The 26,413-nt window shown below is 43.0% G+C and carries 21 protein-coding genes and 1 tRNA gene; 4 read left to right on the top strand and 18 right to left on the bottom strand.

Annotation, left to right across the window (positions count from 1 at the left end):
* Window positions 1-17: 17 nt before the first annotated feature.
* Together AAEY88_RS04800 and eutC are read left to right on the top strand one after the other, a co-directional pair.
* Window positions 18-1,397, top strand: coding sequence for an ethanolamine ammonia-lyase subunit EutB (locus tag AAEY88_RS04800; RefSeq protein ID WP_350559818.1), 1,380 nt, complete (start codon window positions 18-20; stop codon window positions 1,395-1,397).
* A gap of 62 nt (window positions 1,398-1,459) precedes the next feature.
* Window positions 1,460-2,416, top strand: coding sequence for an ethanolamine ammonia-lyase subunit EutC (eutC, locus tag AAEY88_RS04805; protein ID WP_350559821.1), 957 nt, complete (start codon window positions 1,460-1,462; stop codon window positions 2,414-2,416).
* A gap of 309 nt (window positions 2,417-2,725) precedes the next feature.
* On the opposite strand, the gene AAEY88_RS04810 is transcribed toward eutC, so the two are convergent.
* Entirely contained in the window at window positions 2,726-3,436 is a 711-nt protein-coding gene (locus tag AAEY88_RS04810) for a succinate dehydrogenase iron-sulfur subunit (protein ID WP_350559824.1), read from the bottom strand.
* 391 nt (window positions 3,437-3,827) lie between these two features.
* Window positions 3,828-4,730, bottom strand: a complete 903-nt coding sequence (locus AAEY88_RS04815; protein ID WP_350559827.1) for a LysR substrate-binding domain-containing protein — start codon at window positions 4,728-4,730, stop codon at window positions 3,828-3,830.
* Between the two features lie 105 nt (window positions 4,731-4,835).
* Here AAEY88_RS04815 and AAEY88_RS04820 point away from each other — a divergent pair, with 105 nt between their 5' ends.
* A complete protein-coding gene (locus tag AAEY88_RS04820) occupies window positions 4,836-6,005 on the top strand; it encodes a TauD/TfdA family dioxygenase (RefSeq protein ID WP_350559830.1) in 1,170 nt (389 codons plus the stop codon).
* Window positions 6,006-6,212: 207 nt separating this feature from the next.
* On the opposite strand, the gene AAEY88_RS04825 is transcribed toward AAEY88_RS04820, so the two are convergent.
* From AAEY88_RS04825 to epmB, 7 genes are all read right to left on the bottom strand, one after another.
* Window positions 6,213-6,289 (bottom strand) — tRNA-Val (locus tag AAEY88_RS04825).
* Window positions 6,290-6,411: 122 nt separating this feature from the next.
* Complete coding sequence (locus AAEY88_RS04830; protein WP_350559833.1) at window positions 6,412-8,736, bottom strand: DUF3488 and transglutaminase-like domain-containing protein; 2,325 nt, start codon at window positions 8,734-8,736, stop codon at window positions 6,412-6,414.
* On the bottom strand, window positions 8,733-9,785 hold the full coding sequence (locus AAEY88_RS04835) for a DUF58 domain-containing protein (RefSeq protein ID WP_350559836.1): 1,053 nt from the start codon (window positions 9,783-9,785) through the stop codon (window positions 8,733-8,735). The genes AAEY88_RS04830 and AAEY88_RS04835 overlap by 4 nt, the downstream gene beginning before the upstream one ends.
* A gap of 62 nt (window positions 9,786-9,847) precedes the next feature.
* Window positions 9,848-10,783 (bottom strand): AAA family ATPase, encoded by a 936-nt coding sequence (locus AAEY88_RS04840; RefSeq protein WP_407074425.1) that lies wholly within the window; start codon window positions 10,781-10,783, stop codon window positions 9,848-9,850.
* A 201-nt stretch (window positions 10,784-10,984) separates the two neighbouring features.
* Window positions 10,985-11,572, bottom strand: a complete 588-nt coding sequence (locus AAEY88_RS04845) for a c-type cytochrome (RefSeq protein WP_350559842.1) — start codon at window positions 11,570-11,572, stop codon at window positions 10,985-10,987.
* 221 nt (window positions 11,573-11,793) lie between these two features.
* Window positions 11,794-13,878, bottom strand: a complete 2,085-nt coding sequence (locus AAEY88_RS04850) for a bifunctional diguanylate cyclase/phosphodiesterase (protein WP_350559845.1) — start codon at window positions 13,876-13,878, stop codon at window positions 11,794-11,796.
* Window positions 13,879-14,139: 261 nt separating this feature from the next.
* Window positions 14,140-15,147, bottom strand: coding sequence for an EF-P beta-lysylation protein EpmB (gene epmB / locus AAEY88_RS04855; protein ID WP_350559848.1), 1,008 nt, complete (start codon window positions 15,145-15,147; stop codon window positions 14,140-14,142).
* 206 nt (window positions 15,148-15,353) lie between these two features.
* Here epmB and efp point away from each other — a divergent pair, with 206 nt between their 5' ends.
* Window positions 15,354-15,926 carry an elongation factor P gene (gene efp / locus AAEY88_RS04860; RefSeq protein ID WP_350559851.1) on the top strand — a complete coding sequence of 191 codons (573 nt, stop codon included), beginning with the start codon at window positions 15,354-15,356 and terminating at the stop codon, window positions 15,924-15,926.
* A gap of 172 nt (window positions 15,927-16,098) precedes the next feature.
* Here efp and AAEY88_RS04865 read toward each other — a convergent pair whose 3' ends face one another.
* The 9 genes from AAEY88_RS04865 to ssb all read right to left on the bottom strand — a co-directional run bounded on the left by AAEY88_RS04865 (window position 16,099) and on the right by ssb (window position 26,158).
* Window positions 16,099-17,826 (bottom strand): ATP-binding protein, encoded by a 1,728-nt coding sequence (locus tag AAEY88_RS04865; RefSeq protein WP_350559854.1) that lies wholly within the window; start codon window positions 17,824-17,826, stop codon window positions 16,099-16,101.
* A 33-nt stretch (window positions 17,827-17,859) separates the two neighbouring features.
* Window positions 17,860-18,657, bottom strand: a complete 798-nt coding sequence (locus AAEY88_RS04870) for a ThiF family adenylyltransferase (RefSeq protein WP_407074426.1) — start codon at window positions 18,655-18,657, stop codon at window positions 17,860-17,862.
* A gap of 103 nt (window positions 18,658-18,760) precedes the next feature.
* Window positions 18,761-19,765: a TatD family hydrolase gene (locus tag AAEY88_RS04875; RefSeq protein WP_350559860.1), complete on the bottom strand. Its 1,005-nt coding sequence runs from the start codon at window positions 19,763-19,765 to the stop codon at window positions 18,761-18,763.
* A gap of 296 nt (window positions 19,766-20,061) precedes the next feature.
* Complete coding sequence (locus AAEY88_RS04880; RefSeq protein WP_350559863.1) at window positions 20,062-20,250, bottom strand: hypothetical protein; 189 nt, start codon at window positions 20,248-20,250, stop codon at window positions 20,062-20,064.
* Between the two features lie 141 nt (window positions 20,251-20,391).
* A complete protein-coding gene (gene gspD / locus AAEY88_RS04885) occupies window positions 20,392-22,632 on the bottom strand; it encodes a type II secretion system secretin GspD (RefSeq protein WP_350559866.1) in 2,241 nt (746 codons plus the stop codon).
* A 95-nt stretch (window positions 22,633-22,727) separates the two neighbouring features.
* On the bottom strand, window positions 22,728-23,624 hold the full coding sequence (locus AAEY88_RS04890) for a type II secretion system protein N (protein WP_350559869.1): 897 nt from the start codon (window positions 23,622-23,624) through the stop codon (window positions 22,728-22,730).
* Window positions 23,625-24,440: a type II secretion system protein N gene (gspN, locus tag AAEY88_RS04895; protein ID WP_350559872.1), complete on the bottom strand. Its 816-nt coding sequence runs from the start codon at window positions 24,438-24,440 to the stop codon at window positions 23,625-23,627. It abuts the gene before it with no gap.
* A 276-nt stretch (window positions 24,441-24,716) separates the two neighbouring features.
* The gene (locus tag AAEY88_RS04900; protein WP_350559875.1) at window positions 24,717-25,040 is read right to left on the bottom strand and encodes an H-NS histone family protein; all 324 of its coding nucleotides are present in this window, start codon (window positions 25,038-25,040) and stop codon (window positions 24,717-24,719) included.
* 467 nt (window positions 25,041-25,507) lie between these two features.
* Window positions 25,508-26,158, bottom strand: coding sequence for a single-stranded DNA-binding protein (ssb, locus tag AAEY88_RS04905; RefSeq protein WP_350559878.1), 651 nt, complete (start codon window positions 26,156-26,158; stop codon window positions 25,508-25,510).
* Window positions 26,159-26,413: the final 255 nt, after the last annotated feature.

Raw genomic sequence — 26,413 nt, forward strand, 5'->3', positions numbered from 1 at the left:
GATAAAAGGTGGATGATATGGCGTATCAACATACTGTAGGACAAAGATGCTACCGATTTAAAGATTTAAAGACTTTGCTTGCAAAAGCTTCGCCGCGACGATCGGGGGATGAGTTGGCTGGCATTGCTGCCTCTGATGCGACCGAGCGCGTAGCAGCGCAAATGGCACTGGCTGAGTGTTTGTTAAGTGACTTTTTAAATGACTTCCTTATCCCTTATGAGACCGATGAGGTTACTCGGCTGATTATGGCACAGCATGATCCTCAGGCATTTTCTAGAATAGCCAGCTTTACAGTTGGCGATTTAAGAAACTGGCTCTTAGGAGAGTCAGCCACAACGGATACGATAACCCAGCTAAAATATGCCTTTACACCAGAGATGGTAGCCGCCGTTAGTAAAATAATGCGCGTTCAAGACCTGATCTTAGTCGCCAAAAAATGCCGCGTCGTCACTAAGTTTCGTAATACCATTGGTTTAGAGGGATGTCTATCTACTCGGTTGCAACCCAATCATCCTACCGATGATATGTTAGGCATCTCCGCCAGTATTATTGATGGATTAATGTACGGCAATGGTGATGCGGTAATTGGTATCAATCCAGCCACTGATAATCTACAGAATCTATCAGAATTACTCAAACTGTTAGACCATGTTATAGGCGAATATCAAATTCCTACTCAGTCTTGCGTGTTGACTCATATCACCTCTGCCATTCAGCTTATTAATAAAAACGTACCTGTTGACTTAGTATTTCAATCCATTACCGGCAGTGAAAAGGCAAATACAAGCTTTGGTATAGATTTGGCTCTTTTAAGAGAGGGTCATGACGCTGGTCTCAGCCTTAATCGCGGCACAGTAGGTCAAAACGTAATGTACTTTGAAACGGGACAAGGCAGTGCGCTATCAAGTAACTCGCATTTCGATGTAGATCAGCAAACACTTGAGGCGCGAGCTTATGCAGTAGCTAGAGAGTTTGATCCCCTACTGGTCAATACTGTGGTTGGATTTATTGGCCCGGAATATCTCTATGATGGCAAACAAATTATTCGGGCAGGATTAGAAGATCATTTTTGTGGCAAGCTTCTTGGGGTGCCCATGGGGTGCGACATCTGTTATACCAATCATGCCGATGCCGATCAAGATGACATGGATACCTTACTCACGTTGCTCGCAACCGCTGGGATTAATTTTATCATGGGTATTCCAGGCTCTGATGATGTCATGCTCAATTACCAAACCACGTCATTTCATGATGCACTATATGTTAGGCAGCTGCTTGGTTTAACCCCTGCCCCAGAGTTCGCTCAGTGGCTAAGTAACAATGGGATTTATACTCAATCTCAAAATAACATTCATTGGTCAGATAAGCCGTCTGCCCTACTTTCTGGAATAATGTGAGACTGTCTTATTTGAGTTAAAGCGATAAATTATTGTAATACTGACATATAAAGGAGAACCCTATGTCTATTGATCATCTGCAAATTAAGCAATCAACCATTACAGATGGTAAGCTTCAGGCAAGTAATGGCGACTCCAAAAGTAACCAACCCGCTGAATTGGTTCATCTAGATCCATGGCAAAAATTAAAAGAATATACAGACTCTAGAATCGCTTTAGGCCGAGTGGGCTGTAGCATTCCTACCAAACCCTTATTAAAATTTCAGCTTGATCATGCCGAAGCCAAAGATGCGGTCTTACAAGCTTTGGATGTCGATGCTTTAATGGTCGATCTGTCTAAATGTTGTAATATAACTCTTCAAGAGCTAGATATAGAGTCAGTAGCAAAAGATTCAAGAGAAAATAATAAGCAAGAGCAAGCAGATGGTCTCTTGCAACTATTTAAAGTGATGAGCCAAGCGGAAAATAAATCCGACTATCTCAAACGTCCAGATTGGGGACGACTGCTAAGTACTGACTCCGCTACTAAGTTAGAGCGCTTTGGTAACCATAAATCTTATGATGTGGTCATTGTTATGGGAGATGGCCTATCGGCTCGGGCGATAGCAGAGAATGGACCGAAACTTGTGGCAGAACTCATTTTTTTATTTAAGGAGGAAGGTTGGAGTATTGCACCTTTGGTTATTGCTACAGGAAGCCGAGTTGCTTTAGGCGATGAAATTGCAGAACGCCTTAATGCAAAGATGCTAGTCATGCTTATTGGTGAGCGCCCAGGCCTTAGCTCTCCTGACAGTTTGGGCATTTATTATACTTGGAATGCTCAATCCTCAAGCCATGACGCCATGCGCAACTGTATCTCTAATATACGAACAGCTGGACTGCCGATTAGAGTAGCGGCGAGTCGCCTTTTGGCATTAATGAAAAAATCTCATCAACTTAAATTGTCAGGTGTTGAGCTTAAAGACGAGCAAGAATTACCTATCGTAGATCAGAGCCAGCCAGCGATCAAATTACTATAAAAGAAGCTACGTTTGCTCTAAAAACTATATTCTACGGACAAAAAAAGGCCTTAGTTTAATCGCTGGGGCCTTTTTGTATTTGGTAGGTGTAACTCTATTCGAGATAGCGAACTTCCCGTCTATCAATAGCGCTAAAAAATTCTTATAGCTCTTATTTCAAGCCGTATACCGTATTTATAGAATGTACATAATTCATCAGCTCCGGAGAAAGACTATTAAGGGGGTTGCCCTCAAGATTAATACAGTCTAGATTAAATACAGATATTTTTTGATACTTCTTCTTATTATCTTGAGTCCTACTTTCACTTTTTAACCCGCTTGGTTAATCAGCATATTACGTAAATTGCCAATTGCTTTCGTTGGGTTCAATCCTTTTGGACAATACAACACGCAATTCATAATACCTCGGCAACGGAATAAGCTAAACGGATCTTCTAAACGTGCCAAACGTGCCCGAGTATCGGTATCACGGCTATCAACAGCGAAGCGATTAGCGTTCAATAGTGCTGCTGGCCCTAAGAACTTATCCGGATTCCACCAGAATGATGGACAAGCGGTTGAGCAGCAAGCGCATAAAATACACTCATATAGGCCGTTTAGCTTTTCACGCTGCTCAGGAGTCTGCAAGCGCTCCGTTGGCGGTGCTGGTTGATCGTTGATTAGGTAAGGGTGGATCTTTTCATATTGCTCATAAAATTGATTCATATCAATAACCAAATCACGAATAACTGGCAAGCCTGGTAGCGGACGAATAGTGATCTTCTCAGGTAAGTTATTCATGTTAGTTAAACACGCCAAACCGTTTCTACCATTGATATTCATACCATCAGAACCGCAAATACCTTCACGGCAGGAACGGCGAAAAGTGATGGTTTCGTCTTGTTTTTTAAGGCGTATTAATAGATCAAGTAACATACGATCTGAATCTAGGAGTTCAATCGTATAGCTTTGCATACGTGGCGCGGCGTCCTTATCAGGATCGTAGCGATAGATTTCGATAGTGCGAGTACCTCGGTTCATAATGCTAAACTCCACATACAGGTGATGGTGGGCGTACAAAGGATGCCACCTCAGGTTAAATAGAGTGATGAGGCAGTAAGGCATCAACGATTAGATTGTCTTTAATTTAAAAATGATTTGATTGCGACTATTATTCACCTCAGAGGGTAACGCTTGCTAAAGTTCAGTAATCTCTTGTGGATTGTCAGCGCACTCTAATGGATAGATAATAATCTGCCTAAAATTTTTCATGATAGGAGCTATATTCATTTTATTTTAGACTGACTATAGTTCTTGATAATAACCGCTTTAGACAATACCAATCAAATAAAACTTGCTGCGGGTATCATAACAATGACGAAAATAAATATTACTGAACCGAGTAAGCAAAAACGTTTCTTGCGAGCACGTGCTAAGGTCCTGCAGAGTTTAATCCCAATTCACTTAATAACCATTCCCTGAAAACGGTTGCAGACTTGGACAGAGGTATTCCTTTCGGGTAGGCCAAATAATAGTTTTCTTCCGTGGCAAGACATATATCAAAAGGTGCCAATAATTTTTGACTGTATGCTTGATCAGTAAAGAAATCCGGATAGCCCAGAAACACCCCCAGTCCCGATTCACCCATCGACATTCCTGCCGCTAGATTGTCAATCTTATGATAGAGAATATCAGCATTAACCGTTTTAACAGCAGCTTGTTGAAACCACCCCTGCCAGCCCTGCCGGTTACCTAAAACTTCCAAAAGCGGCAATGACAGCAGGTCACTAGGGTCATGTAGCTGATGAGCAAGTTTGGGCGCGCAGTAAGGGGTCAGTTCGGGTGTAAATAATGGATATAGCTGCATTCCAGGCCAATCACCGTTGCCATGCTTTATCGTTATATCAGCCGGACTGCGATTAAACTCATTATCCCAATTGGCGTGGACAAGCTGTAATTTGAGTCCGGGATACTGCGCACAAAAACGGCTTAATCTGGGTGATAGCCACATTATCGAGAAGGCAATATTTACTTCAATCACCAAACGGCCTTTACCCAGCGGGGAAAAAATCTCCGAGGTATGACGTTGCAAGTTACTGACTGCACTCTGTACAACGGGCAAATATGCCATGCCACTATCGGTTAAATATACGGTGCGGTGTTCTCGAATAAATAACGGCTCACCCAAGTGATGTTCTAAAAGCCGTATCTGTTGGCTCACCGCAGACTGGGTGAGATGCAACTCTCTCCCTGCAGCACTAAAATTAAGCAGTCTTGCTGCTGCTTCAAATGTTTTTAGCCAGTTTAATGGAGGTAGGTCAGCGCGTTTATTCATTAGCGTTGCTTATCAAGTAGGTCATAATTCATTGTTTGAATAAGTAATCTTAGAAATATACCATGGAGTAGATTTTTACGCCATGTATATGAAAGGTCCGCTTAAATGAAAATGCTTCAATCAGAACTATCCTCAGACTTTTCAGTAGTAACTGATTTTTATATAGAATCAGTTGAGCTTAGTGATCGTGCCATTCAAGTACGCTGGAATGATGGCATCAATAGTACTTACCACTACATCTGGCTGCGTGACAACTGCTCAACCGCTTTCCATCCACAAACAGGTGAGCGTTGTTTTGATCTGCTGAGTGTCTCGCAAGATATTTATCCGTTATCGGTCTCTTTTGATGCAGGACCTCTTACTATCGAGTGGTCTGAACAAGGACATATCAGCAGCTTTGCGCAAAGCTGGTTGCGTGAATTCTGTTATTCTAGTGAATTGGCTAAAGATCATAGCAATAGTTATCAAAGCTGGGACTGCGAATTTATCGACCGGATTCCTGTTTATAATCAGCAGGATATCATCACCAGTGACAGCGCTCTATATGAGTGGATGAGCGCTTTGGATAAATATGGGCTAACTATTATTAACGGTATGCCGGATGATTCCGAAGCCGTTGTGCAGACGGCAAAGCGAATCGATTATCTGCGTCAGACTAACTTTGGAATGACGTTTGATGTGATATCAGAAAAATCGCCGATTAATGTGGCTTATACGTCCCTCTCATTGCCATTACATACCGACCTGCCAAATCAGGAACTGCCTCCAGGATATCAATTCTTACACTTTTTGAGTAATGAAAGTGTGGGTGGTGAATCTACTTTTGTGGATGGCTTAAAAGTACTGGAAGGGCTGCGAGAAGATCAGCCTGAGTATTTCCGGCTGCTTTCTGAGTATGCGATTCCATTTCGTTTTCACGATCAAGCACACGATATCCGTCAACACCACCGAGTAATTAACCTAGACAACTTTGGGAATATTGTTGAAATAAAATACAACGCTCATATCGCAGATATCTTTGATCTGCCTAGCGAAGTTATGTACGACTACTACATCGCTTATCGTGAGCTTATGGGCCGGCTAAAAGATACTCGCTATAAAATCGAGCTAAAGTTGACTGCTGGTCAAATGGTGGTGTTTGATAACCGGCGGGTACTACACGGCCGTAACGCATTTGATGAAAATGTTGGCGAACGTCGTCTTAGAGGGTGCTATGTTGACCGCTCAGAATTTAAAAGCCGCTTAAGGGTACTGGGCGAACAACTGGCGCTCTGAATATGAGAAGGCTCATCTTAAAAAGAGGTATGCTGAAGAGCGACTCCAATCAGATATATTACAGGATGCTAGGTCAAAAAAGTGGTAACCCCATCAAAGCGCGAAAATCTGGCTCATCATGATATAAAAGTATTCAGCATCAGCCTCTAAAAACTATATTCTACAGACAAAAAAAGCCCCAATCTTAAGATTGGGGCTTTTTAAATTTGGTAGGCATAAGCAGACTCGAACTGCTGACCTCTACCATGTCAAGGTAGCGCTCTAACCAACTGAGCTATACGCCTATTTAGGTCAAGCATTTTAACAAGTTTTTGAGACTTTGCAAGCGTTTTTTATCGAACAACCTAATTATTAATTAAATACTGTGACTTATTGTTCTAAATACCCTAAATAAATGGTTAAGCATTTAATAGTTAATATGATGTTTTTTCTCATATAATCGCTCTAATAATGACAATAACGCCTTTACCTGCTTCTTAAGCTGCTTGAGCGTTTTTTGATAGTCTGGGCTCTTACTGTCTAATGTACTCAAACGCCCATAACGAAGTTGTCGGTAGTCTTGTTTAATCTTATCAATAGTGTGCTGAGTCGCTGATATGCTATTAATCCTAGCATTATCAAATAAAATATTATTGATCTTAGTATCGTTAGGAATAGAAAAGCGACTTGCCAGCCGATCAAGCCAAGCCAGCTGTCCTTCATTATCATTGCGAGCAAGCGTTTTATGTTGTTTACCAAGGCGCTTCGATAACTTGATTAAGGGCTTATCTGCTGGATGCCAACGTTTACGCCGACGTTGGTAAATCATAAGCGCCAAGAGAGCCATAACCGTAATAGCAGCACTCGCCAGCCAAACGATTTGTTGCATCACAGAGCTGATATTAAACCACTTGAAGAGCGATCCCGCTTGTTTATCTTGATCGTAACCGACGACGTCTTTTTGCCAATAGTAGCTGGCTTGATCCGATAAGCGCCGCAGGGTTTGGAGCATTTGATATTGCTGATAGCTGATTTGGGCACTAGCACCCTCACCGAATAATGCTGCCCCTTGCACTTGGGTCAAAGCTTCCATACCTTTTTCGACGCGTTCAGGCGCAACAAAGGCAGTAGGGTCAACGCGTACCCATCCTTGTCCATCGAGCCACACTTCAGTCCAAGCATGGGCATCCATCTGTCTGACTTCCCACACACTACCATTGCGGCTTGGCTCACCGCCTTGGTAACCGGCCACTACCCGCGCCGGAATATCAGCAGCACGCAGCATAAAGGTAAAGCTTGAAGAATAGTGCTCACAAAACCCTGCTTTGGTATCAAATAAAAATTCATCAATACGATTGTTATTCAACTTAGGTGGTGACAAGGTATAGCGAAATTCAGTCTGATTAATCCAGCGCTCAATTGCATTTATATAACGCACGGGGTCTGAGCCTGATTGCTTAAATAATTGCTTGGCAAGGGCATGTGCTTTTGGATTGCCTTGCTTAGGTAGCTCTAAATTAAGACGCCGGGCGGCCTCATCAAGCTTAGGATCAATACGCATGGGCGCATAACGCAATACGTCATAGCGCAGCTGCTGAGTAACCGGTTGCGATTTTAATAAGGTAAAGTCTGAGGTCAGGCTAATACCTTGACGCTGCGCAAAAGGGTAATCAAGTCCAAATAACCAGCGCTGCTGGGTGGGCTCTAGAATAACCTCATAACTGCTCGGTCCAAGTTTGACTTTGTCAGTAGCAGTCGCCAGCGCAAGCTCCATCCACTTAGGTGTTTGCTGTTCAGGCTCCCATTGCCACTGCTGCTGCTCACGACTGGGACGCCAGGTTACCCCATCAAAATCACTGAATACCAAACCACGCCAATAAAGCTGATCTTGCGGCGGTTGTGCACCTGCAAATTCGACACGAAAGGCCAGCGCAGTTGATTGGCCTAAACTGGCAAAGTCACCCGGTGACATACTATCTGACACCCCCGTGATCGCCTGCTGCCCTGATAATTGTACGGACCATAAAGGTGGCAGACGCGGAAAGAATAAAAACAGCACGACCAATAACGGTAACGCCCCAACCCCTAACACCCCTAAAGTACGCAAGCGCCCATCGCCCTGCGTATTACCATCATCGTTAAGCGCTATAAATGCCAATAAAATAGCGACAGTGCCAACAACCACTTCTAAAGTGGTAACCAGCCCTTGATCCATTAAGAACAAGGAAGCAAGCACAAACAATGATAAATTCAGTACTACATACGCATCACGGCGCTTATATAACTCCCATAATTTACTAACCAAGCATAGCACTAAGAACGCCACGCCCATATCCAGCCCAAAGGTGCCGTTATACGTCACCCATAACCCTGCCAACCCTAATAAAAACCCCAGCATTTGTACGCCTTGATAGAGCCGCTTGAGGTGGCGTACCTGTCTAAACTTAGCTTTAATAAGCGGCAACTGCGCAATAATGCTAATCAGTGCAAATCCCATTAACCATAAGGGCAAATGACTCATGTGAGGCAAGGTAACGCTAATTTGCGTTATCAATACCCAATAATAGGCAGGCAGTGCGAGCAGCTTTTTATACCATCTATCGTTTGTCGATATACTATTATGAGTGCTGACTCGCTGACCTAACGCCAGCGACTCAAAGGAAGAATCAGTGGCAACGGAAGATACCTTAGCTAAGGGGCTTTTAGGAGAGGCTTTGCAAAAGCGTTTGAATAAGCTTTTAGAATCAGTCATGGCGCTTTTGCCAATCGTAATAAACAAGCGTGGGCAAACGATTCCCCTTGACCGATGGCGGCACTTGGATGCGTTTCATCAGGCAGTTGCATTTGAAAGGGAACCCCAAGCTGTCCAAGGGTAAGGGCACCATAAGCCAGTTGTGCCAGCTTTTGTTCATGATGGACCGCTGGCATATCCGCATAATCTAAAGTCTGCTCATGACCGACAGGATCAGCAAAATGCTTAGTAAACATCCCCTGCCCACGTGCCACATGCGCCCATGAAACTCGCGCCAGTGACTCGCCTTCGATATAGTTATCGAGGCGCTCAAAGTCATCTTGTCCTTGGGTAGTTTGCCTGCCTGTCGGTAAACTCTCTGAGCTTGCCGTTAAATATTGCGCCTGCCAATCAAATGTTTCAGGTTTGGGATAGACCCATGCTATACGTGCAAAATACACATACGACCAAGCGCGCATAATACCTAATGGATAGACCGTTTTAATCTGCAGGCGTGGCAATTCAAGCTGACCACGATAATTGGTAGGAATGGACAGACGAATAATTTGCGCTTCTTGCAAGCATGGTATTAATACTTGCGTATGGGCATCGACAGTCAGCTTATCGATACCCGATCTACTGTCATCTTGTCTATTATTGGTGCTCTGAGCCAAGTGTTGATCAAAACTAACTGCCAATTGCCGTCTTGGTTGCCGGCTCTCACTGCGCAGCTGTAGTGTCACCCATACCGCTGCACCTGCTTCTGCCATGGTGACTTCAAGCAGGCGCACTTGCAGACCTGAGATATGGGCAAAGGTCACATGAAAGCTGATTAGCCAGACGCTGACTAAATAAAAGCACAATCCCAGCACCAAGTTATTGGCGTAATTGATACCAGCAATAAAGGTGATGATTAGAAGCAGGGCAAACAACGCCCCTTCTTTACTAAAAAAGATATAGATATTGCGCAAGTTAAGCGTGGCGCTGTCACTCTTAGGAGCGCGCTTGGCAAACCAACGTGCCAGCGCCGCTGTTATTGGTTGGGCTAAAGCTTGTGGAAAGACGTTCATGACCACCCTATCATTGTCATAGTCAGCGTTTGGATAGTTAATGGCGCAATCATCACAATCATTTAAACAATCACTGGTACTTCAGCCATAATACACTGAGCAATACTTTGCGCTGCTTGACCACTGACAGCAGGCGACGGTATAAACCGCTGTCCTAACCTGTGATCAGTGACTGCTGCAAATACCGCTTGAATATCCTCTGGCGTTACCTCTTGATGTCCTGATACATAGGCATAAGCTTGCGCGGCGCGCTGTAGCGACAATACCCCACGCGGTGATAAACCGTAATATTCTTGGCTTACACGAGTTTTAGCCACCAGCTGCTGCAAATAATCCAACACCACATCGGTCACATAAATCTGCTGAACCCCTTGTTGCGCCAATAGCACTGCTTTGGTATCAAGTACCGCATCTAGGCCTGCAAGCAATTCGCGGCGATCTTGTCCTTGTAGCAAGGCACGTTCTGCTGCAGGTGATGGATAGCCAAGTGATAGACACATCAAAAACCGATCCAGCTGTGATTCAGGTAACGGATAGACGCCTGCTTGCTGCATTGGATTTTGGGTAGCAATGACAAAGAACGGCTGCGGTAAGCAATAGGTCTGCCCATCCTGAGTCACCTGCCGTTCTTCCATCGCCTCAAGTAAGGCACTTTGGGTCTTGGGACTGGAGCGGTTGATCTCATCAGCCAATAGTAGCTGAGTAAATATGGGTCCTTTACGAAATTCAAAACCTAGCTGGGCTTGGTCATAAATACTCATACCTAAAATATCAGCCGGTAGCATATCATTGGTGAATTGGACACGGCTAAAGGTCAGTCCTAATAGCTGTCCCAACCCTTGGGCTAAAGTGGTCTTGCCCATACCCGGCAAGTCTTGTAGCAGCAGATGCCCACCTGCCAGCACGCAGCTGAGTGCCAGCTTGATCACTTGCGGTTTATCCAGCACGATCTGATTTAATTGAGCTAATAGCTGCGCGACTTGTCGCTGATTGGTCATGTAATCAACATCGCCATGTGACAAGGTATTGATTGTTTGTGCTGAGCTGCGGTTAGGTAGTGTTGCTGACAGCAATGTCTCGTTAGTATGACTTTTACGCATAATAAACTACCAGCTTATTTTATTATTATAAATTGATTAACAATAAATTTAGTGAAAATAAGAATATTAAAAATGAGCTTAAGGCGCTTAAAAGCCACTCTACTGAAAGTCTGCTGCCGGTTTTTGGGCTGCATCTGGTGATATCTCGATTGGCTCATTGCTCATCTTCGACTGCTCATTATTTGCACCTTTATCAGCGCCTTTATTAGCATCGGCCGCTATTGGAAATCCATCGGCATCAAGAGCAGGAATTGCTGCACGCAAAGTAGACAAATAAGCGATAACATCAGCGCGCTCACCAGCATCTGGCATCGGATCGGCTAGCATTTTTGAGTCTGGCATTGCTTTTTCAGCATCGGCAATATAAGGATCTAGCGTCTCTACATCCCACACCCAGCCTGACGCTGTTAATCCTTCGCTATAATTATAATCTGCTAAACCTGCCGCCGACGCGCCGTATATATTCATTAGCTGCGGGCCTTTTTTATTGCTCCCTGGATTCAACTGATGACACTGGCCGCAGGCCTCTTCAAAAATTATCGCCCCACGGTCAGCATCGCCTTCGGTATATACTGGTAGCGTCACAGGTACAGGAGTACGATAATCAGGCGGTGTGCGCTCACAAGCTGTGAGTAAAAATGCTGTGATTAATATACTGCTCAGTTGGACTTTAAAGTTAATAGGCATGTTTACTCATTCTTTAGTTGAGTTCTGTAGTGGAAGAGGCTTTTACTAGCTTGTGAGAATAATAGCAGGCGTGCAAAGAAAGATTTTGCAGCGGTTATGATATAGCACTTAGGGCTGGCTTAAAAGCTTGCTGAGTATAATTTCATCAATAGTTGCTATTGAGTTAGGGAGCTGTTTAAACGCGTTAATAACAGATAGCTTCATAGCGCATTATGGGCGCTTTAAACAACGTTCATCGTGTCGCTCAGCTCCTCAAGATAATAACCTTGCAAATAACGTGCACCAATACTCCATGCGACAGACATCGTTGCAGCCTCTTCAATATAAGGTATTAGTACGTCAATATTGAGCTTATTAGTGCGTATAATCAGTGATTTAATAGTTTCTAGATTATCCGCTTTATTGATGTCTTGCATATAGCTACGCGCCAGCCTAACCATATTAGGTTGTAGGAAGTTGGCGCTTTCAATCGATTTTGCGAAGGTACCAAAATTACGGATACCTGTTTGACAATTAACTTGGCTCAACGCGGCAAACTGAGACTTAGCAACGGTCAAATGATTGACGACATCTTGCTCATTAAACTGTAGCATCAATGCCCCTGATACCCCGCCCACGGCTTTAATCAATTGGCTGACCACATTTGGTAGTTTGTTGTCCACCAATGAAGCACTGGTTAACTGCACCAGTATCCGTGCTTCAGGATGAGTTTTACGGACATCGTTTAGCTTTTTGCAGGCGTTAACCAGCACCCAACGATCTATTTTTTTACGTAATTTGTGGGTTTTTGCCACTGCCATAAATTGAGTTGGGTTTAAAACTGTATTTTCAGCGTCGGCTAGTGGTAAGCGCAGATAGACCTCAAAAAAGTTACTACGATCATGATTAATATCATAGATCGGCTGAAAGAGCAGCTCAAAGCGATTCTGCGTGATCGCGTTTGCTAAGTGTTCTGCTAGAGCAGTGTCATCACTGTCAGCATGTTGACCTGGAATATAAAGATGAGAAGCATTACCTTGGTCGGCGGTTTCAATCCTAATATGCCTAATCGCATCAATAGCACGATCAAGCAGTACTTTTGGTTCAGCAGCATGAGAATCTATATTGACAATGCCAATACTGGCCGTGGTATGAATCGTACGTTTATCCATTTCTATGAGCATATCACCGATACGCTGACGAATACTTTCGGCTAATGCTTCGAGCGCTTGAACCTTAAGGCCTTCAACTAAGACCGTAAACGCAGCATCACTAAAACGACTAACATAACCATTCGGCACGGCTTTATCTAACATATAAGCCACTTGTTTGAGGGTAATGTCTACCCCTTGTAAGCCTAGGCTGCTACTGATTTTACCGATGTTATCCAGATGGATATACAATAGGCCAGCACTCACCTTATCTTGTAAAACCAGTTGATATAGTACCTCAAAGCGTTCTTCAAAGCCGCGGCGATTATTGAGTCCTGTTAAGCTATCCTTACTTTCAGCAATAGCAAAACGCTTGGCAACCTCAGCACTATTATTACTATTTTGTAGGATAAAAATCTGAGTAACGGGCTCACCATTTAAAGTAGCAGCGGCCAATTGAAGCTTGGCCTTGAAGGTACTGCCATCCATACGTTGACTTGCAAAATTAAATTCAACCTGCTCGCGATCGCCCTTATCAAACTGACGTAAAAATTGCTTAAAATCTTTAATATCATCGCCACCTGCGATTAAGTCAATAACAGGTAAACCGATGATATCGTCCATGGTTTCAAAGTTAAATAGTTTGAGATACGAATCATTGGCAAAGACATGAATACCTTCATCAATATAGGCCACCGCACTTTTGGAGTTTTTGATTAAGATATTGGCGCGCAGCTCCGCTTCAGAGAGAACATGGCGCAGGGTATTGAGCTGGCGGCGGCTTTGTAAATTGGCATGCTGCAGACATATCGCCATAACAACTTGGGTCTCTTTTTCGGCTAGCAATGCTTTTACCATAGTACCGTCGATCACCGCTGGCATACCTTCATCATTGCGGCCAGTCGTTGCCATCTCGTCACTCATGAGACCCACCAAGGGCAAATCAAGGCCTTGCTCTTGCACAATACCCACGACATCCGTGAAGCTCAAATCATAAGCACGTCCGAATACCAGTACATCCCACTGATGACGCAGTGATTTTAGCAGCTTTTCTTTGTCATCTAAAAAACCCAAATTAACGTCATCATAATAAGCAGACAACAGCTTAACCAAACGTTCGGCATATATCTGATCATCGTCTATGACTAATAAATTTAAGATGGACTTGGTTCGCATAACAGGCCTTTTAATCTTATTATCACGCTTCAGCGTGTTAAATCGCAATCATATCTGACGGCTTAATTGTCTACCTAACATCGTATCATCATATCGTCTTATTAATAAACATTTGTCCTAACGATATACCATTAACTTGGGATACCCTGCCTGTTGATTAAGATAGCAGTTAGGAGCTTCTATCTTAATCAATAACACGCTATAAAAAAACTACTAATACTTAGTAAAAATATAATATTCTATCTTATTATACTGAAGGCTTTACCGCTCTTTATAAATATCGATAGGCACTTTAAATGCTCTATTCGGTAACTCTCTTACCAGTTTGGGCATTAAATAACCAGGAAGTACTGCTAATAAAGACCAATATAAATCGCTAGCTGACTGCTCATCACTATCGAAGTGGGCAGCACCAGCAACTTTATCCAGCACGTGCAGGTAATAAGGCAAAACGCCAGCACCAAACAAGCGCTGACTCAATGCGACTTGTGCCGCTACGCTATCATTAACACCGCTTAATAACACCGCTTGGTTTAATAGCATAACCCCTGCAGTCCGTGCGCGCTGTAAGTATTCAGCGGTAATTGCATCAATCTCATTAGCATGATTGCAATGAATCACCATCACAATATTGCAACGACTTTGAGCAAGACGATCTAAAAGGGCATCATCTAAGCGTTCAGGAATAACCACAGGCAGGCGGGTATGCAAACGAATAGTAGTCAATTGCGAAATGGCCTCTAAAGTATCGAGCCATGCAAACAGTCGGCGATTAGACACACTCAATGGGTCGCCGCCACTTAAGATAACCTCATTAATCTCAGGATGCTCAGTAATATATGAGATAATGGCGGCATGAGCGGCAGAATTGGGCATATTGGCACTATAGTCAAAATGCTGTCGAAAACAGTAACGGCAGTGAATAGCGCAAGCGCCTGTAATCGTTAAAAGTACTCGCGATTGATACTTATGCAGCAGCCCTTTAGTCGGGTTTTGATCGTTTTCGCTTAAGGGATCAGCGACATAACCGGCCACCACGGTTTGCTCTTGCTTATCAGGTAATACTTGGTGCAATAACGGATCACTGGCATCGCCAACCGTCATTTTTGCCACAAAGGCCCGTGGGACCCGCAGCTCAAAGTGCTTAGGAATGTAAATCTGTGTTATTAACGATTCCAGCTTAAGTAACCCAAGCAACTCATCGACTGAGGTAATGGCTTCGGATAATTGTGTTTGCCAGTTTTTTTGTGTGATTAAATGGTTTATCATAACACCCTAATGCGTACGCTTAAAAACCAACATTATACGCTGTAAGCCGACGCACTATCAAAGTATGTCAACTGAACACAATCATTCAGACCTATTTGTTTTTGATATGATTTGAGCACGGTTGTTGTAGCGTCAGGTTTGGTGGCGCTTTGATAATTGATTATTAACTTATGAATATACTTACTAACAACCCTTAGGAGTCTCTTGTGGCAAGTTTTTCTACCAACGAGTTTAAAGCCGGTCTAAAAGTAATGCTTGATGGCAACCCTTATGCCATCGTTGAAAACGAGTTTGTCAAACCTGGAAAAGGTCAAGCTTTTAACCGCGTTAAAATGCGCAATCTACGCAGTGGTAGAATGTTAGAGCAAACCTTTAAATCAGGTGACAGCTTAGAAGCGGCTGATGTGATGGATATTGAAATGAACTATCTATATAACGATGGTGAGTTTTGGCACTTTATGCATCCTGAAAGCTTTGAGCAGCTACAAGCGGATAAAATAGCAATGGGTGATACGGTGCAATGGCTAAAAGAAAATAGCAATGCGCTATGTGTCATTACCTTATTTAATGGTGTACCGCTAACGATTACTCCACCTAACTTCGTTGAGCTGCAAATTACCGAAACCGATCCTGGCTTGCGTGGAGATACTTCTGGTGGCGGTGGTAAACCTGCCAAGCTAGAAACTGGGGCGGTGGTGCGTGTGCCTTTGTTTGTACAACAAGGTGAAATAGTCCGTGTGGATACGCGTACCAGCGACTATCAAACGCGCGTTAGCTAATATGTTTAATCCTTGATAGGCCACAAACATAGGCCGAAAAGTAAAGTTTCGATAAAGGCTCAATCATCATAACGATGCTTGAGCCTTTTTAAGTCAATTATGATAATCGTTAATTTGCATCATAATTGACTTAAAGTATGAAACATAGAAATAGAAAAGCGCAGATTGTAGATTACCTTTTTATCGACTGTTTCTGCATTAGCCAGTATTGAACCAGCGTATTGAGCTGTTCTTTTTTAAAGGGCTTGGTACAGTAGTCTTGCATCCCCACCTGCATGTATTTTTCGCGTTCGCCGTCCATTGCATTGGCCGTCAAAGCAATGATCGGCGGTAGCATTTTTGGATCATATAGCTCATGCAGCTTAATCGTTGCATGTATCCCATCCATAATCGGCATGTGATGATCCATTAATATAATATCGTAACGTTGTGGATGTGCTGAAAACTCTTCAATGGCCTGTTGCCCATCAGAAACGTGAGTGACCGTATGTCCACTATTACGTAACACTTTTTTAGCAATCATCGCGTTAACATTATCATCTTCAACTAGCAGTATATGACCCGCATATTGTGAGTCCGGTTTGACAGCTATATTATTTGAGCGTTGCCACTCGTCATATTGGGCTTGATCTAAAGTGGGCAGCGGTAATAATACCTTAAACGTGGTGCCCTCCCCAACCACACTATTTGCCCAAATATGACCCTCCATAAGATTAACTAAAGATCTGCATATCGATAATCCAAGACCAGTACCACCATATAGACGATGAGTCGATTTGTCCTCTTGATTATAGGCATCAAATATTACGTCCAGAGACTCAGGCTTAATACCAACACCGGTGTCCGTAATATCAATACATAAGGTCATATCACGGCCGATAGTCTTATCGTCTACAACGCTGTGTCCGTTTTCATCACAATGTAGTGCGTGTTTAACATCGATACTAACACGCCCCCCTTCACGGGTGAATTTAATAGCATTGCTGACTAAATTGACTAAAATTTGTTTTATTCTTACAGGATCGCCTTTCACGTAAGGCGATAGCGCTTCGGTATAGTGATAATCTAGAGTTATACCACGCTCGCGAGCTTTGATTGCAAATAAACTGATAATTTCACTACATAACAACGATAAATTCATCGGTACGGCATCGATTATCATCTTACCGGACTCAACCTTTGACAAGTCCAAAATACCATTGATAATCACCAAAAGATGCTCTGTAGAGACTTTTATATTATCCACATAATCTTTTTGCTCAGCGCTTAGCTTAGTATCATCGAGCATATCAACCATGCCCATGATACCGTTCATTGGGGTGCGTATTTCATGACTCATATTGGCCAAAAAATCTGATTTCATCTGATTGGCATGTCTGGCCAAGCGCTGATTTTTTTGTAGTTTTAGCGAATCTGCGGCCATTACTGCAAATTGGGCTAACAGTCTGGCTTGTTTGTTATCGAACTTATAATTAGGCTGATCATCAATTAGGCAAAGTGACCCTAGACGATAGGTCTTGTTGTCCTCGTGCAAAATTATGGGGACACCGGCATAAAAACGCAAATAGGGAGCCTGTGTGACTAAAGGGTTATGAGTAAAGCGCTCATCAATACTCAAGTCTGGCACTATAAAGGCCTCATCGGATAGAATGGTATAATTGCAAATCGACACTTCCCGTGCGGTCGTACAAATATCACCAAGTCCATGAGGGGACTTTAAATATTGCGTATGCTCATCCATAAAGGCGATAGTAACAATAGGCACATCAAAAAACAGCTGTACCAATTCAGTCAAACGTGCGAACGCCGGCTCATCATTAGTATTGAGCACTTGGTATTCATGGAGCTTAGCAATGCGAGATTTTTCATCTAGCGCTATTGGATAGGTATTAGTTGACAAGACTGTCTCCAAAATTAATATGAAGTGATAGGCTTAACGCTGAGCTTGTTTGGTCAATATCTGCAGTGCCTCACTGACCATGACCATTGCCATTACAGAGGTCACCGTAACTGCCGATCCATAACCGCCACAATGTAGTCCACTGGATTGACAACTTTTGTCCACCTGTGGCGGTTCTGTTGAGTATACACACTTAATGCGAAACCTTTGTCTTAAGCCGCTATTGATGCCCTTCTCAAAACGCAGTTTATGACGGAGACTCGCCAGTAACGGATCTTGATAGCTGTTTCTTAAATCACTGGCCGTAACCTGAAGAGGATCTATCTTGCCCCCCGCTCCGCCAGCACAAATCAGTTTTAGTTTATTAGAGCGGCAATAGACGGCAATAGCGAGCTTAGCACCCATATCATCAACACAGTCTAAGATTACCGTCGATCTCTGCTCGGCTGCTGCAGCTTGAACGTCCCTACGACTCGGTAGCAGTACTGCTACATTGTCAGCAGACAAAAAATCATCAACCAAGTGTACGGTAACTTTTGGGTTAATCTCTCGAATACGGGTTGCCATTGCTGCAATCTTGCTTTGACCAAAAGTACTATCCAGAGCAGGTAACTGCCGATTGACATTGGAGGCGACTAGCACATCCAAATCAATCAAAGTAATCGTTCCCACTGCCGTCCGTGCCAACGCTTCAGCGGCCCAAGAACCAACGCCCCCTATCCCAATAACGTATACATGAGCGGCAGCAAAAGCATTGAATACGCTATCGCCATAGAGAGTTTTTGTTCCTTGAAAACGGCGTTCATATTGTGTTGTCGTTGCATTTTTTATGCCATGATCTGAGGTTGAATTAATAGTATTCGTTTTTGCATCGTTTTGGATCGCTTGTATTGATTGACTCATACAGATTAAAACTCTTATTATTAATGATATTTTATTTTGGATAAGCCCAAGTAGTATGTAGAGCGTCACAACTATTTTGCCACAATTGCCGTGCAAGATCGTCCGGTTCTACACTGAGCATCTCACTAAGACTCATGAGTACCCAGGGCAAATTAGCCGGCACGTTCCTATTGTGTATTGGCGCATCGCCCCACTCATTGTCTACGCTTTGTCCAAGGGCCAACTGGTTGCTATTTGGCGTCTGGCACTTGATAGGCATCATATCTGGACAGTCAGTTTCAATGACCAGACAGCCAATCCCATAACTAGCAACGGCAGCTTGAATAGCTCGGCGCAGCTTTTTAGCGTTAGGATTGGTCACCTGACCAGTCACGCCCAACTTAAATCCCAGCTTAACAAAGGCTATGGCTTCTTGCTTGCCACCACTAAAGCTATGGGCAATACCGCCAAGCTTATGGGCGTCATAATAGTGCGCTTTTAATAGTGCTAAGGCTTCGGCGTGAGCTTTACGGATGTGCAGAAGCACTGGCAGCTGGTGGGTTACCGCCATATCCAACTGTGCCTTAAAAAAGCGCTGTTGTTTAGCAACCATCTCAGGCTGTTTCATCGTATCGGTATAAGTATCTAGACCAATCTCTCCAATTGCCAGGGGACGGTGTTGATTTAACCTCTGCGCCATGGTCTCTAAATGGGTCTCAGTATGCTGCTCAATATAAAAAGGATGTAACCCCAGTGCAATATGTACTTTAGGGTATGAATTCAGCTGGTCACTGTCATCAGCTCGCGTAAACTGCGGCATCTGCTCAAGTGCTTGCTGGACATCATATAGTCGCTCAAAGTGCCGATATAAATAGCCCACCAGTACAAGGTGACGTACACCGTACTCGTAGGCTTGTTGTGCCTGACTCTGTCTATCATTATCAAATATTGGCGCATCAAAATGGGTATGAGTATCAATCAAAGGATATAGAGGTAGAGAATACTCAGTAGCTAGGAGGTGCTTATTAGTTGTCAGATTTAAACTTGTAACGGTCATTAAAAGCCTCCCTATAAGTAGCTATATTAAGCAGATGTACAACATCTCCTATTCAAGGCAATCATCAACACCAGTAACAATCAAAAAGTAGCGATCAAATTTCAGGTCATTTAATCTATCATCCATTAAGGTAATAACGATAAAATGGTCTGAAATATGACGAGAGAACGGCTTTGTAATGCTACACTCACTACTAAATTTGAGCTACTAGGATAGTCTTTATATAAAATCAATGAGATAAACGACTGCAAAATTTTGCAGAAATTACTCAATATAACCGAAGCCTCCTTAAATACTTATTGCACTTTTTTAGAATTGCTATTTTTTGGATCATTATGACTAGCAGCGCTATTTTCAGTCTGTTCATTTTCAGAGTTATCATTTTTAGGCTGAGGGTGTATCGAATTTTGTCGGCTACTGCGTCTTGGTATCAACAATAAACCAGTAGCCACTACGCCTAAACTTAACCACTTTTTTTTATTCATGGTTGTTCACTTTTATTGGCCTTGTTACTTTTTATCATAACCCAAGAATAGAGTAAGCTTTGTTTGTCTGTGTTATGAATACGCAAGATAATGTACAGAGTCAGTTCGATACCTGACCCTGTATTTTTGATGTAGATTTTATTAACGATTTAGGGGATAGGTAGTCATACTATTGCTAGGACTGTCTACTTTAGTAAAACCTGGGGTTGTAGGTTTTGGTATTTGATTGCGTTTAGGGACTAGCGGATTAAGCGGCATTAACTCATAGTCTGCGCTCACCTTGCCATTCCAGCCTTCAGTGCCACTTAATGGCAGTTGTTTAATCGTACCGTTTTTATCAATAACCAGTTGCAGCACGCGCATCTGGTTAAATTTGCGCTCAGTAACGCTTGCTACCGCCCCGCCATCACGTAGGATAGTGGGCTGCAAAAATATGATTAAATTGCTCTTTTGGGTCTTGTCATTATCGGAGCGAAACAGCCGTCCAATGAAAGGAACATTACCCAGACCGGGAACTTTTTGTTGACTGGTGGTACTGTTGTCGCGCATCAAGCCACCTAGCGCGATGGTTTGCTGATCATCCGCTAGAATGGTGGTATTGATCAGGCTTTTATTAGTAATTAAGCCGCTAGCATTACCGATACTACTGGGTACGACTGAGGAAACCTCTTGTGAGACCTCTAAGCGTACCGTACCATTGTCACCGATATGCGGAATGACATTTAAATTGATACCAATATCTTGACGGTCAATGGTCTGAAATGGATTGGTTGAAGAGTTACCGCCAGTGGTAAAAGAGCCAGTAACAAATGGGACGTTTTGACCGACTAAAATACTGGCCTTTTCGTTATCTAAGGTTAAAATAGACGGCATGGATAGCAGGTTGGCGCTGGTAGAGGAGTCTAACGCTTGCAGGATAGCGCCATAAAATTGCGCGTTGCCTTGACTGTCTTTACTACTATTACCAATACCAAGTAGAGCACCGGCAATAGAACCGGCAGCAGCACTGATACCTGAACCACCACCTGTTAAGGCGGCAGCGGCTAGAGACGCCGCACTCGCGCCAACGTTATTAAAATTAACGACGCCATAGCCGCTATTGGCATTACCCAATGCCCACTGGACGCCAAGCTGGGTCGCATCGTCACCCGAGACCTCAACGATAGCGGCTTGAATCAGGACTTGTGCACGGCGATTATCGAGCTGATTGACCGCTTCTTCAATCTCAAACATGAGCTCAGGCGCGGCATTGACGATGACTGCATTTTGGGTTTCGTCTGCAATAATACTAAAAGGCCGCCCGCCAATACCAGTACCCGACCCACCCGAGCTGGAAGCAGGTGCTCTCGCTGAGTTACTGCCACTAAGCGCATCACTAGCATTATTATTTAAGGTAGCACCCGTACTGCTAGCATCAGTTAGGGAGGCTGACTCTAAGGTTGAGGTGGCGCCAGAACTATTGATGGATTGATTAGCGAGTAAACCGCGTAGCATTTGGGCAATATGACCCGCGCTGGCATATTTTAACCGAAAGACCCGCAGACCGCTTAGTCTGCGTGTGGGCATGGTATCCAGCTGATTGACCATCTCTTGTACTTTTGCAATCATCTCAGGGCTACCTTTTACCAGTAGCCTGTCGCTTGAGGCATCTGCGATGACTTTTAGCTGATCTCCACTTTGCCCTTGCGCCCCACCTGCACTGCTAACCAGCGAGCTAATCAAATCCATCATGCGCTCAGCATCGACATGACGCAGAGGAATTACCCGCAGACTATCGTTGACGTTGCTATCTAAGTCGCGAATTAGCGCGGTTAATTGATTAAGACTGTCAGCACGATCGGATAACACTAAGGCATTAACCCCAGGAACGGCAGCAGCATGCGCAGATTGCGGCATCAAGGGTCGAATGACGCCTAACACTTCGGCAGCTTGGGTATTGGTCAAATAAATCACCCGCGTTGCTAGCGCTTCTCCGACAGTATCACCGCGTAAATCAACCGCGATCCCAGATTGTTTGGCGACATTATCCGGTACTAGCTTAACAGTCGTTCCCGACTTAATCGCAGCAATACCATTGACCTGCATCACACTTAGAAATAGCTGGTAAATCTCATCACGCGACAAGGCACGATTAGAGATAACAGTCACGTTGCCATTAATGCGCGGGTCGAGGACGAAGTTTTGATCGGTAATAGTGGCTACTTCATTGATAAAGGCTTTAATGTCAGCATCTTGCAGATTGACTTTCCAGCTTTCAGCATTAGCAAGGCCACAAGTCGCTGCCCAAAGTGGTAACGCCAAATATAGCGGCCGGCATATGCGTAGCAGGCACTGCAATGAACGACGCAAAGGGGTTACTGAAAATCTATGCAAACTTACCATGGTCATAATTACCTACTGTAATATCGCTCAGTATAAGGTGAAATATTGCTAAAAATAGCGTTCACGTGCCATATCATTTAATTTAAATAACAGCTTTAAAATTGCTGGCGAATGGTAATAACCTGCTCGCCACGCTGTACTTTGATTTGTGCTTCGCCTGATTGCTGTACTTGTTGCAACACGCTGGCATCTTGTGCAGGGTTATTTCCAACACTTTGACCATTGACGGTCAGTACCCGATCGCCCGGCTCAAGTCCTAAGCGGTTGCGTAACCCTGCTGGCATGGCAGCAGTAACTTGATAGCCTTCTCCTGACGCCATCACGCCCATGCGGCTTAAATAACTGGCTGGATTTTCTTGTAAGGCCGTTACAGCTTCACCTATAGCAGACTGCGGGTCACCCTCACTAATAGAGTCGGTAACAGACCCAGTACTACCATCATCAAGCATTGGCATAGCAGGGAGCACGTTATTGTCCGGTAGACGCTGATTGCTTACTGCACCTATTGCCTTGTCGCTTTGATCAAGCAGCAACGCATCCGCCATTTTAATCTCTGTTTGCTTATTAGCGGCATCAGCAATAATGACTGCATTCCAATTTACTGCAATGAGAGTATAACCACTGTCTTTCAGACTATCGTTAATCCGGTAATTTTTTACCTCACCATTTACATCTAATAAGGCTGAAGACAGACTTGCTGGCATTGCTAGTAATACGCCTTTTAACCCTACATTAGGCGGTGGTAGTATAGCAGCAGCAATAGGCTCAGCATCAGCAAAAATAGCAAATATACTACTATTATCAGCCGTAACTGTTGACCCATTCTGCACTGCTTGTAGTGGTAATGTCGGTGCTATAGGTGGCGCTAATATCAGCCATAATAGCTGCGCTGCTGTCCAGCATAACCAGCCAATCGCTAGTAGCAACAACCACACTGAAAAACGATTAAGAGTCTCAACCACTGGCTTTAAACGTGCCGCGATACTTATCATTTAACGTACCCCTAACCCTGACAATAATGGCTGGCGTACACTCACCACTGGCGTATCTTGCGGTGCTTGTCCTTTATACTCAGGCATGTTTTCAAGTAAGCGCTGGGTCAAGCTCACATCCAGCATATTATCACCATCGATATATAAATCACCTAAGCGTTTATCTTGGTTATTCAATAGGTTAATGTGCAGCAAATTTTTATTATTTTTTTGCTCTTGGCTTAGTTGAGCGTGCATCGCTGGCATGTCGATATAAAAGGTTTTACCACCGCTAGGATAACCCACTTCACCGCCGACCCATGTTAATTGACCCTGCGCTTGACTAAATCCAGATACTTTTTTATCTGACTCTTTATCTAACCCTGACTGTCGCTGTAATGATACGGCATTGACCTGAATAGGCGTATTGGGTAGTTGCCAATCGACCACACTTGCTAAGGTCTCAGGTGCAATCTTGCCGGTCATATTATTGATTTGCCAAGAGCTCAGCCCTATTTTAACCTGCCCATCAAGTCTCGTCTGACCTGTGCTAATCTCAACATGAGCACCTACTTTACCTAATAACAGCTGCCAAGGCTGCCATGTCCAACTGGCAGAACCAATCAAGGGAGTGGCAGACTCTGGCAGCTGCCAAATAGCTGAGCCTTGCCATAAGTTACCTGACATATGCTGTATATAAGGCGACTCTGGTGCGTATTTTTCGACCACCCATACCGCTGGCATTTGCAATAATGCAAATAGCATAAATAAAACAAACCCAACCAGCCACCACAGCTTTCGAGGGCGCTTATTAGATGAAGTAGACGCTTTGGACACAGTTAAACTACTCTTTTAGCAAGGTAAAAACGTCATTATCATAACAAACAATCACCTATAAATGACATAAAAAAAGCCAGTATCTTTATGTCAAGATGCTGGCTTTTATCTAGTGGTCAAACAAACCCACTATCACCTTTATAAGTAACTCTCTAAAAGAGACGCTATAAATAATTTGATTCAATAAATTGGCTTTTATATTTTTTCATAGTATCAGTTTGATCACTGTACTCAGTAAATACTCAATACAAGCCTAACTCGATATCAAAGGGTTTTTTAAACTGCAAAATCTTCAAGATCTTTACCTGATGCAAGCGCGTCAACTAACCACGTCGGCTTACGGCCACGGCCTGTCCAAGTCTCTTCATTGTTATCAGTATTACGATACTTGATACTGCGTTTTTTCTCTAGTTTTTCACCAGCTTTTAGTATTTCATCTATTGTACTACTACTGTCTGCTGCAATTTTTTCGAACTGCGTATACGCATCATATAAACGCTGATGTTGTTTTTTAGCAATGAGCTGTTGTGCATTTTCAGTAATTGCACGTAGCTCGTCTACGTTTAAGCTGTCTAAATCAATTGCGTTATTCTTATTCATAACAACCTCGGTCTTAAAAATAGAAATAAACTTAATAGGTCTTTTATGACGCATTAAGCACTGGATAGCTGATTAATGTTACTGCTTTATCACTGTCAATAATTATTAAACTTAATATTAAATCAATAACTTTTAGGATAAATTAAGTATAATCTATGAATGTCATCCTCTAATTGAACAGTTTTAATAGCTGTAGCAGATTACCATATTTTTTATTATTAATGAATAATTAAATATGAATAATATTATTCATATTTAATTATATCTCAGCTATCTTTTTATAACTATTTTTCTTTATAGTTTTACTATTACTATCTAATACCTAAACAATAAATTTGATAAGCTAGAAAAATTCTTCTATTTTTTAATCCCTTAAAAAATTTATGGTTATCAAAAACTATAATAAATAAAAAGAGCCTATAAAAATAGACTCTTAATGGTTGTAATCAACGGACGTAATTTATATCCTAAAACGGAATATCATCATCGACTGGACCATCAGGCATCGCTGTCGGTTTATTCGCTGAGCCAGACCCTTGATTGGGCGCTTGGGTTGACTGATTAAACTGGTTGGATTGATTGGGCGAGCTTTGCTTAGGATTGAAGTCATTTTGGTTACTGCCTTGACTTGCTGCACCACCCGCTTGGTTATAGCCACCTTGCTGGTTATTTGATTGCTGACCAGAGTTGTTCTGATTGTTTTGACCGCCTTGGTCACCCTGATTATTATAACCCTGTTGGCCATTTTGGTTGTTGTTACTAAAACCACTATCTTGACCGCCACTAGCACCATCTAGCATCTGCATTTGTTCAGCACGAATTTCGGTGATATAGCGATCTTGGCCGCTTTGATCTTGATATTTACGCGTACGCAGACTGCCTTCGATATAGACTTTACTGCCTTTGCGTAGATACTGGGCGGCGATTTCGCCTAAGCGATTAAACAATGAGATACGATGCCATTCGGTGGCTTCTCTTTTTTCACCGCTTTGCTTATCTGTCCATTGCTCAGAGGTTGCAACCGAAATATTGGTCACGCTACCGCCATTATTGAATTGACGTGCCTCAGGATCTGCACCGAGGTTACCAATGATGATAACTTTATTAACACCGCGCATAATACCGTCCTTTTTTGATTAATAACTTTATAAGTGATTTTATATAAATAATTTTATCGAAAACTTAATAACTTGTTGTAATAAAACTAACTAATACTATCATTAACATCGTTTTACTTTATACCGTTTTTTATTAAATATCTAGGGGGCTTTACCTAATATGCGACACTCTTTGTCGTGCATCATTAAGCCTTTTGATTTTATAAATACAAAAAAAGAGATTCACTCTTCCGGCATATTAACTGGCCTGCCAAC

Source organism: Psychrobacter sp. CAL346-MNA-CIBAN-0220, from assembly GCF_040309805.1.
Classification (GTDB): domain Bacteria; phylum Pseudomonadota; class Gammaproteobacteria; order Pseudomonadales; family Moraxellaceae; genus Psychrobacter.

Bases quoted from the DNA above. Each gene is read 5' to 3' on its own strand.
- AAEY88_RS04800 (WP_350559818.1), top strand. From the start codon at position 18: ATGGCGTATCAACATACTGTAGGACAAAGATGCTACCGATTTAAAGAT.
- eutC (WP_350559821.1), top strand. From the start codon at position 1,460: ATGTCTATTGATCATCTGCAAATTAAGCAATCAACCATTACAGATGGT.
- AAEY88_RS04810 (WP_350559824.1), bottom strand. From the start codon at position 3,436: ATGAACCGAGGTACTCGCACTATCGAAATCTATCGCTACGATCCTGAT.
- AAEY88_RS04815 (WP_350559827.1), bottom strand. From the start codon at position 4,730: ATGAATAAACGCGCTGACCTACCTCCATTAAACTGGCTAAAAACATTT.
- AAEY88_RS04820 (WP_350559830.1), top strand. From the start codon at position 4,836: ATGAAAATGCTTCAATCAGAACTATCCTCAGACTTTTCAGTAGTAACT.
- AAEY88_RS04830 (WP_350559833.1), bottom strand. From the start codon at position 8,736: ATGACTGATTCTAAAAGCTTATTCAAACGCTTTTGCAAAGCCTCTCCT.
- AAEY88_RS04835 (WP_350559836.1), bottom strand. From the start codon at position 9,785: ATGAACGTCTTTCCACAAGCTTTAGCCCAACCAATAACAGCGGCGCTG.
- AAEY88_RS04840 (WP_407074425.1), bottom strand. From the start codon at position 10,783: ATGACCAATCAGCGACAAGTCGCGCAGCTATTAGCTCAATTAAATCAG.
- AAEY88_RS04845 (WP_350559842.1), bottom strand. From the start codon at position 11,572: ATGCCTATTAACTTTAAAGTCCAACTGAGCAGTATATTAATCACAGCA.
- AAEY88_RS04850 (WP_350559845.1), bottom strand. From the start codon at position 13,878: ATGCGAACCAAGTCCATCTTAAATTTATTAGTCATAGACGATGATCAG.
- epmB (WP_350559848.1), bottom strand. From the start codon at position 15,147: ATGATAAACCATTTAATCACACAAAAAAACTGGCAAACACAATTATCC.
- AAEY88_RS04875 (WP_350559860.1), bottom strand. From the start codon at position 19,765: ATGACCGTTACAAGTTTAAATCTGACAACTAATAAGCACCTCCTAGCT.
- AAEY88_RS04880 (WP_350559863.1), bottom strand. From the start codon at position 20,250: ATGAATAAAAAAAAGTGGTTAAGTTTAGGCGTAGTGGCTACTGGTTTA.
- gspD (WP_350559866.1), bottom strand. From the start codon at position 22,632: ATGGTAAGTTTGCATAGATTTTCAGTAACCCCTTTGCGTCGTTCATTG.
- AAEY88_RS04890 (WP_350559869.1), bottom strand. From the start codon at position 23,624: ATGATAAGTATCGCGGCACGTTTAAAGCCAGTGGTTGAGACTCTTAAT.
- AAEY88_RS04900 (WP_350559875.1), bottom strand. From the start codon at position 25,040: ATGAATAAGAATAACGCAATTGATTTAGACAGCTTAAACGTAGACGAG.
- ssb (WP_350559878.1), bottom strand. From the start codon at position 26,158: ATGCGCGGTGTTAATAAAGTTATCATCATTGGTAACCTCGGTGCAGAT.